This window comes from Pseudoalteromonas sp. BZK2 (assembly GCF_014349195.1).
Lineage (GTDB): Bacteria > Pseudomonadota > Gammaproteobacteria > Enterobacterales > Alteromonadaceae > Pseudoalteromonas > Pseudoalteromonas simplex.
The window spans coordinates 1-9,614 of the sequence record NZ_JACSOG010000065.1 but is presented as its reverse complement, the minus strand read 5'-3'; the positions used below and the strand labels follow the sequence as shown (position 1 = coordinate 9,614).

At 40.9% G+C, this 9,614-nt stretch carries 3 protein-coding genes; all 3 read left to right on the top strand.

What is annotated here, in order from left to right; translation table 11 throughout:
- The 3 genes from tuf (at nt 1) to BIZ38_RS21300 (ending at nt 9,378) form a co-directional block, all read left to right on the top strand.
- Nucleotides 1–1,185 (top strand): elongation factor Tu, encoded by a 1,185-nt coding sequence (gene tuf / locus BIZ38_RS21310; RefSeq protein ID WP_054564107.1) that lies wholly within the window; start codon nt 1–3, stop codon nt 1,183–1,185.
- Nucleotides 1,186–1,599: 414 nt separating this feature from the next.
- On the top strand, nt 1,600–5,589 hold the full coding sequence (locus tag BIZ38_RS21305; protein ID WP_187491249.1) for a hybrid sensor histidine kinase/response regulator transcription factor: 3,990 nt from the start codon (nt 1,600–1,602) through the stop codon (nt 5,587–5,589).
- Nucleotides 5,590–5,880: 291 nt separating this feature from the next.
- A complete protein-coding gene (locus BIZ38_RS21300) occupies nt 5,881–9,378 on the top strand; it encodes a PKD domain-containing protein (protein WP_187491248.1) in 3,498 nt (1,165 codons plus the stop codon).
- Nucleotides 9,379–9,614: the final 236 nt, after the last annotated feature.

Here is a 9,614-nt window from a genome sequence, read left to right as displayed (position 1 = left end):
ATGGCAAAAGAAAAGTTTGAACGCGTAAAACCGCACGTAAACGTTGGTACAATCGGCCACGTTGACCACGGTAAAACAACTCTAACAGCAGCAATCACTAACGTACTTGCAAAAGTATACGGTGGTGTAGCTAAAGACTTCGCATCAATCGATAACGCTCCAGAAGAGCGTGAGCGTGGTATCACAATCTCAACTTCACACGTTGAGTACGATACTCCAACTCGTCACTACGCACACGTTGACTGTCCAGGACACGCCGATTATGTTAAAAACATGATCACTGGTGCTGCTCAAATGGACGGCGCAATCCTAGTAGTTGCTGCGACTGACGGTCCTATGCCACAAACTCGTGAGCACATCCTACTTTCTCGTCAGGTTGGTGTACCTTACATCATCGTATTCATGAACAAATGTGACATGGTTGACGACGAAGAGCTACTTGAGCTAGTTGAGATGGAAGTTCGTGAACTTCTTTCTGAGTACGACTTCCCAGGTGATGACTTACCACTAATCCAAGGTTCAGCGCTTAAAGCGTTAGAAGGCGAGAAAGAGTGGGAAGACAAAATCGTTGAGCTTGCAGAAGCACTAGATTCTTACATCCCAGAGCCAGAGCGTGACATCGATAAGCCATTCATCATGCCTATCGAAGACGTATTCTCAATCCAAGGTCGTGGTACTGTTGTAACTGGCCGTGTTGAAGCTGGTATCATCAACGTGAATGACGAAGTTGAAATCGTAGGTATCAAAGAAACTACGAAGACAACTTGTACAGGTGTTGAGATGTTCCGTAAGCTTCTAGACGAAGGTCGTGCGGGTGAGAACATCGGTGCACTTCTACGTGGTACTAAGCGTGAAGACGTTGAGCGTGGTCAAGTACTAGCTAAGCCTGGTTCAATCACTCCACACACGAAGTTCACTTCAGAAGTATACGTACTTTCTAAAGATGAAGGTGGTCGTCACACTCCATTCTTCAAAGGTTACCGTCCACAGTTCTACTTCCGTACAACTGACGTAACAGGTGACGTACAGTTACCAGACGGCGTTGAAATGGTAATGCCTGGTGACAACATCAAGATGACTGTAGAACTAATCTGCCCAATCGCGATGGACGAAGGTTTACGCTTCGCTATCCGTGAAGGTGGCCGTACAGTTGGTGCTGGTGTTGTTGCAACTATCGTTGAGTAATCAACTATAGTGATGCATTAAGCATTGAGAAAAACCCGAGCTTAGTCTCGGGTTTTTTTATGGGTGAAAAAGCTATCAGCTGTCAGACGTCAGATTAGATCGAGAGGGTTGTTTAGTGTGGTGTCTCACTCAGCATTCTGCCTGTTCATTCTTCAGGTAGGTTGGTTTGAGCGCAGCGAAACCCAACACAATACATGTAAACCTTTTCTTTGGTAAACCCAAACCACCATAAAACACTCCCAAGGTTATGCTTGACCTATAACCTAGAGCCTTTACCCTCGCTAACTCACATCTAAATCCAACCCCTTGATATCTATCTTGGTTATTCATCCCTAAATTGGGAAATGATTATGAATGTTAGCTGAACTGAACTACGCTTGATTAATAACTAATAATAAATGTGTAGATTTAGGGATGATCCGTTTTTTAATAGCGCTGTTAGCACTTCTGTTCTTACCTTCAGCTTGGTCTGCATTTCATAATTACGATATTGAGGATGGATTATCGCAAAGTGTTGTGTTCGATATTGTGCAAGATCAGCAAGGTTTTATGTGGTTTTCGACGCAGGCAGGTTTAAACCGTTATGATGGCAATAAGTTTACCGTATTCACAGCCTCTGATGAGACAAATAGCCTAGCAAATAACTATATCTATCCATTGGCACTTGATAGCGAATCACAGCTGTTTATAGGTACGCGAAATAGTGGTGTAAACCAACTTGCATTACATAATTATCAATTTTCTGAGCCACTCTTAAAAGAGCGTCGCATCACCAGTTTATTGGTAGCGCAACAGCACGTTTATATTGGTACATACGACGGTAGCCTGTTTCGTTACGATAAGCGAACACAGCAACTTGAAAGGCTAATAACAGACTTAAAAAAGCCTATTTATGCGCTATCAAAAATTGCCGACATCCTTTGGATTGGTACCCATGGAGCTGGGTTACTTCATTATGATCTTATTAATAAACAACAAATTAATACTATTTTTTCTGGCTTTGCTGAGCCAATAGATATTCATGCCAGTATCTTTGCTATCAAACAGGCAGCTGATGGCAGTATTTGGTTGGCAAGTCAGGGTGGTGGCTTATACAAGATTGAGTTAAGCACTAAAACAATGACGCAGTGGCTTACCTCTAATGATGGCGGTGTTGGGCTTAGCAGTAATGAAATTCGTGATATTGAGTTTGATAGCCAAGGCCAAGTTTGGCTGGCAACGCGAGGTGGCGGGATTAATGTTTACGATCCAATTAATGCAAGCTTCACCGTTTTAGCACATGACCCATTTGATAAATATAGTCTTGCTCATAACCGGGTCTATAGTATCTACCGAGACAGTAGCGACATTATGTGGTTTGGTACTGCCAATGGGATCAGTAAGCTCGACCCAGCATCATTGCAATTTAGTAAGTTAAAAAAGCCAGCGCCACTTTCAAGTAACGATGCGTGGGCGCTATTTGAAGACTCAAAGCAACGTATTTGGTATGGCAGCTGGGGTGGCGGTATCGATATTCTTGAGCAGCAATTAAATCGTTTAGAGCGCATAACCACCGAAAGTTCACCGTATTCAATTAGTAGCAATGCAATTAAAGCCATTGCCGAAGATCGTAATGGCGATATATGGATTGGCAGTTGGCAGCAAGGGATTGATGTTTTGCATACCGATGGCAGCATCAGTCACTTTCGAGCAGGTGAAGGCGAGCATGGCTTAACTGAGAACAGTATATATGCTCTTTTAGTCGATGAGAAAAATAATGTCTGGGTTGGCACGAATGGTGGAGGGCTGTTTTGTTTTGATAGACAGCGTGGCAAATTTATTAGTTTTGCACAGCCTGTAGCGAATACACAACTTATAATTCCGACTGCGCGGGTGACGAGTTTATATAAAAGCTCGCAAGCAGAGCTGTGGATAGGCACAGATGGTGATGGGGCTTATCATTACAATGCTGCAACCGATACTCTCACTAATTATCGCAAAGGCGACTTGGCTTTATCTGATAATACAGTGCGTGCGTTTTTAGAAATTGACCAGCAAATGTGGCTCGCAACGTCGAACGGCTTAAATATTATTGATTTGAGCAACCAGCAAGTTCATCAGCTTAATGTCGCTCAAGGCCTTCCTAATCAAGTCGTTTATGCATTGTTAAAAGACAATGAAGATTGGGTTTGGCTCAGTACCAACAACGGCCTCGCTAAAATAGATCCTGCAACCATGAGCATTAAAAACTATAAAGCTCGCCATGGCTTACAAGGTAATGAATTTAATGCCGGTGCTTATTTAAAAACCCGTGATGGCCGCTTGATGTTTGGTGGCACACAGGGGGTGAGTGTCATTAATCCTGCTGACCTTGAAGTTAATACTATTGGCGGGCAATTGGCACTTACTAGTTTGCAATTTGATGATGAGGATGTGGTAAACGAAGGAGTCAGTCGTTTAGGCAGTTTATACCAAATAGAAAAAAGCCGTTCAGTGACTATTCCTGCGGGCATCAAACGGGTTCACTTTCAGATTAGTTACCTACACTACTCTGAGCCACAGACTAACCTGTACTCTTATCAGTTAGCGGGCTTTGAACAGCAATGGCGTAAAGCTACAGGGCCTTTTTTATCTGTTGATTATACTAACCTTCCTGCTGGTAAATATCAGTTGAAAGTTAATGCTAGTAGTGAAAGCGGGGCAAATGTGCTCACTCCATTACTGTTAAACATAACCGTTCTTGCTCCTTGGTGGCAAACTAGTGAGTTTTATCTGTTAGCGGCTATGCTGATTTTGGCGATGGTCTGGCTATTCACAGTGCTTTGGACTCGCCGGATACGCAAACAAAAATATTATCTGGAGCAAATTGTTAGTGAGCGTACCGACGAAATCGCAGAGCAAAAAACGCTCATCGAACAGCAAGCTGAAGCTCTGAGTGATTCACTCGAAAATAAAGTACGCTTCTTCACGCATGCATCTCATGAATTACGTACTCCTTTGAGTTTGTTGATTGCGCCGTTGCAAAAGCTAATAGCTGATGAGCGAATTACTGAAAAGCGTGAGCAGCTGAATTTGGTATTGCGAAATAGCCGGCGTTTAGAAAATTTGGTTGATAAGCTATTAACGCTGACTCGTTATGATGAGCGCCATGAAGAGATTATAAAAGTTGTGTCACTATCGGCAATTGCCAGAGAGGTCGCAGGGCAGTTTGCTGTGTTAGGTGAAAAGTCTATCGACTTTAAGGTCGATATTGAAGAAGCCGTATTTATCGAAAGCACCCGAGAAGGGGTGATCACGATTCTTACCAACCTTTTAAGCAATGCATTTAAATATACTCAGCAAGGTCAAGTCAGCTTAACTGTAAGCGTATCAGGTGAGCTTGCCAACATAGAAGTAACAGACACAGGTAAAGGTATCGCAGACGCTGAAAAAGGCAAAGTATTTGATACTTTCTACAGAGTGAGTAGTCATGCAAATGTAGAAGGTAGTGGCGTTGGCCTAGCCATCGTTAAGCGTTTGGTTGATAAGTACAAAGGCACGCTTGTGCTGGCAAGTCGCTTAGGGGAAGGAACTAGTTTTAAACTTTCATTTCAAGCAACGCAATTTGCAGCTCAAGCTTCTGCTGCAAGTATCAGTTCAAAATCAAATGAAGTGCAGAATAAAGCCAGTGTATTAATTATTGAAGACAACGATGAGTTACGCCATTACCTTAAATCTGAGTTACAACACCGCTACCAAGTTTTATTAGCGCAAGATGGCCAAGTTGGATTGCAAATAGCTTTGAGCCAAGTGCCAGATTTAATCATCACTGATTTAATGATGCCTAAAGTTGATGGCTTTACTGTGTTAGATTCATTACATAACTCGCCCGTTACATGCCATATCCCAGTAATTATTTTGACCGCAAAGGGCGATTATGAAACTCGAGTGAGTAGTTTGCAGCAACACGCGCTAGATGTGATCACTAAACCATTCGATAGAGAAGAGCTATTTTTAAAAATTGAGAATTGGCTAGGCTGGGTAGCTCAATATGCACAACAATCGAAATCTGAAAAGTCGCCACATAAAGCTCAGCAAAGAACGGCCTTTTCACTCGACCCGAGAGACAAAAAGCTGCTTGAAAAGTTAGCTGAATATGTTGCTGAGCATTTTCATCAGCAGGGCTTTTCTATGCTTGAATGTGCGAAGCACTTAGCATTGAGTGAGCGTCAATTCCAAAGAAAGTTAAAAGTATTGTTAAATATCACACCAAGTGAATATCTTCGCGAATATAGATTGCAAAGAGCTGCTGAGTTGTTACAGCAGGGTCGCCAAGTAAGTCTAGTTATAGATGATGTTGGTTTTTCTTCACGTTCGTATTTTTCTAAGTTTTTCAAAGAAAAATATGGTGTGACGGCAAAAGAATATCAATGTCAAAAACTTTAACCTACTGTTTTTTTAATTACATGTCGTATTTGAGTACATTTTTGTCGGCATTCAGTACACACAATTTGAATAACTCATCTACCATAAAATCTTAATGAAAAATGAACGGGAAAACATGCTTCGAAGTACTCAAATTGACGGGCAAACATAAAGTCTAATTTATGGTTAAAAGAGTGATCGAGCGCTGACCTTGTTCATACGTTTATTAAGATTTGCTTCCTTTGAGATTGGCAACTGCTCTGCAGTTGCCTCTTTTTAGTGAGCTATACCGCAATCAATGTAAGGATTAACATGATGAGCCCTCCAAATTTCAGGTCTATGAATTTTATAAAACAATTACTTTTCGCAGCCAGTATTATTAGCTTAACAGCTTGTGGTGGGAATAATAGCAATAACGAAGATGATACCCCTCCTGTTGCTGAAGAGAATAAAAGTCCAACAGTATCAATTAACAGTGACACAGAGTTATTAGAGGGAGAGGAGCTAGTTTTACAGGCGACAGCGACTGATAGTGACGGAAGTATTAGTCAATATGCTTGGACACAAGTATCTGGTCCTACCCTTGATCTTTCTGGTAGCGATACAAGCACCTTAACAATTACAGCACCTGCAGTTGAAGAAGATGCAGATATTGTTCTTGCTTTGACTGTAACAGATGATGACGATGCAACTGCAAGTGCAGAAGTTAATATAGCTCTGAAGCGCAAGGCACTAAAAATAACATTTGAAGGCATTGTAACTGATGAGCCAATTGTTAATTCTAGTGTTGTAGTTCAAATTGGTGATGAACAGTTTGAAGTAACCGCGGATGCCCAGGGTCGTTTTAGCGTAGATATTGAAGTGGATGACTCTGATGCAAATGAATTAGTGAAGCTAGTCGCATATGGTAATAATTCAATCAATCCCGGTGTAGAGTTTGTCTCACAGCTAAAATCAATTTCAACTTTGCTGGCGCAAGCAGGAGCTGATGGAAAACTTAGTAAAGAGGATAATTTTGGCGTTAATGTAACTAATGTTACTACCGCAGAGTTTGCATTATTGACTCGTGATGGTGCTGATATCAACTCCGAAGAAGCACTCGATGATGCATTGTTAGCTGTTGATGCGGATGAGAAGTTACTTTTAGCATCATTAATTAAAATTATTGTTGATAACGAAAACTATGAACTTCCTGAAGGCGTCGAATCAACCTTAGACCTTGTATCAAATTCTGAGGATATTGATAACTTTGTTAATACCGTAGAGAGCCAAGAACCGGGTCTAATTGAATCGACAAAAGAAGAAATTAAAGAAGATGATGAACTTGTAGATCAGACCGTTACTAGTATTGTGGGTGAGTATATTTTAATGCAGCCGCAATACTATAGAGCATCAACTGCGCAGTTAGAGTTTAAGGCTGATGGAACTGGCTATGCTAGTTTGATTGATGTCGATACAAGCTTTAATTGGTCTCAGCAAGAGCAGGATATTACAATTAATTTAGCTGAGCCTGTACTTATAAACTGCTCATTTAGCAATGATGAAAATGATCAGCAGCAGGAGGTATGTGAGTATTTAGTTGAGTTAGATCTAATTATTCTCTTGGAAAATGATGCTAATAGAACTGTAGAGTTTTCTCGCAAAACTGAAACTCGTTTCAGTAACAGCGGTGAAGTGTATAACAGCTCTGAATCTAATTATAACGCCACCCTTATTGAACAACGACAAACACTTGCAGTGACAGCAGATGAGCTTATTGGTACTTGGGTTATTGATAATTTGAGCGAGTTTGGTGGGTATAGTAGTGCTGTAAGTATTGAGCTACTTTCTGGTGGAACTGGGACGCTCACTGATAACGATAAAGCGCCTGTAAGTGTTACTTGGCAAGTCGATGAGAATCAACTGCTTATAAGTAATAGCGCAGAAAGTATCAATTATGACATCGCAATTTGGTTAGTTAAAAATGTACAAGTTGGTTATCAATTTGCTGCATCACTCGAAGCTAAAACAGATGATAGCTCGCGAACAGTTACTGGTTTAATGGTGAAAGATAACCAGCTTTCATTTACTGAAGCAGATCTACTTGGTAAATGGACTGTGTACCAAGGTTATAACTCACCACAAACAGACCTTCATTACGACGTTTATGACGATGGTTTAATGAATTTTAATTTGAATCAAAACTTTCGTTCTTGGCAAGTAAGTAGTGATGGAGAATTCTTACGTTATAACTATTTTACAAGTAATGGCATTCAGCCAATCTGCCCTGAAGATGATGTTTGCCAAGTATATAGTGAGTTTTCTCAACGTCTGCTAGCAACCAATAACGGGCAAAATTTTACTTACCGTAAGTATCGCTTTTTTAATTATGACGGAACCGAACGTCCAGAGGATTACTCATCACATCTTCGTAACTTCTCAGTTTCTAATGAATATGGCGTATCTAAATTTGCTCCCTACTGGTTAGAAGAAAACGCTAGCTATGATGAAAATGGTTATCCGATAAACGTTGGTTTTATTGAGCTTTATTCGCCAAGGGAACGTGGTGTTGAAACTATTAAAGTTGAGACAATCTATAACGATGAATTAGATGAATATAAACGTAGAATTAGCTTTTCATATCTTGGAGTTTTAACTGAATATGACTACAGCTTAGCCTCCGGCAAATTGATGTTTAATACATCGCAAGCAGAGGTTAGTGACTTTGATAGGTATTTCTTAACGGTTTGTGTTTATGCGCAGTCAGCGAGTTGTACTGAAGGTGATAAGCAAGCTTGGTTCTTTGATAAAGCGATGGCGGAAGCGCAGGTTGATATTGATCGCCCTGCAACAGAGCACCCGTTAGATGGCGCCTGGCAACTTGCCGATGAACCTGATGTTGCAGTGGTTTTACGTGATGGGAAGTGGATTCAGATTCAAGCAATGGCAGATGAAGGCGTTGATGATGCTCATCCGGGATTTGAGTTAGGCGATTTTACTTGGAATGAGAGTACAGGTGAGTTTGCTGTTGAACTAAGCGAAGATACCAATGGAAGTTTTGGGATTGACGATGCTGGCAGCATTATAGCGTCTGTCTCTGCAGATACACTTACTCTTGAAATTGAAGGGGAAGGTGATGTTGTACTAACACGTATTTATAGTCTGGGAAATCCACTAGTAGGTGCTTATTTCGATGGGTCGCTTGATGGTGACTTCTTTATGGGCATATTTAAAGAAGACGGTACTTTCTTAGAGCTTGCTCATGACACTGAAAATGATGAGCTGGGTATATCTGGAGGCTACTATAATTATGATATTGAGAATCAAAAAGTGTTTGTCGATTTCTATGAAAAAACATACGGTAGCCCAGTAGAAGAAGCTGACCCGCACTTTATTGTCAAAGCACAAGGCAACTTTTTACAATTTAAAGATGGCGATGACTTCGGTGTAATGCAAAGAATTACGCGAGTTATTGAGCAAGATTCTTTTACCGAAGTCGACTTAATTGGTACACATATTTTCACCTATATGGCCGAGAGTGGTGGTGTTGAAACATCATATGTTGTCATTGCAGAAGATGGCAGCGCTTCATTCGAATTAGATGGTGAAGTTCGTAGTGCGTCTTGGGAGCTGCATTTAGGATCTTTAATGATGTTTAGTGAGGCTACCGAGAGTCAGAATTATGGTTATGGCGTGTTAATGACTCCTATCACAACCGTTGATGGAGGATTTAGCGTTGAAACTTTAGGTTTTGAAGTACCAGAAAGCTATAACGACGATGATGACCCTGCATTACATACATTTTTGTCAGGCAGCTTAATTAAGCAGTAATTTATACCCAAACCACCTCAAGATGCAGAATTCAGCGTTTCACAGGTGCTTAAAATCAAGGCGTTACTTTGCAAGAATGGCAGTCCCTTTTAAGAAGTAACAACGATGAGAGTAAGTGCCTGCGAAGCGCCCAAAGAGTTGGTTTAAAAGCGATTTATACTGCGTTATTGATTTTAACAATAGAACCACTATTACTTGCAATCAATGCCTTGCCTAAATCGCTTTTAATTCCAACT

Coding starts and splice junctions, on each gene's coding strand:
- tuf (WP_054564107.1), top strand. CDS start 1: ATGGCAAAAGAAAAGTTTGAACGCGTAAAACCGCACGTAAACGTTGGT.
- BIZ38_RS21305 (WP_187491249.1), top strand. CDS start 1,600: ATGATCCGTTTTTTAATAGCGCTGTTAGCACTTCTGTTCTTACCTTCA.
- BIZ38_RS21300 (WP_187491248.1), top strand. CDS start 5,881: ATGATGAGCCCTCCAAATTTCAGGTCTATGAATTTTATAAAACAATTA.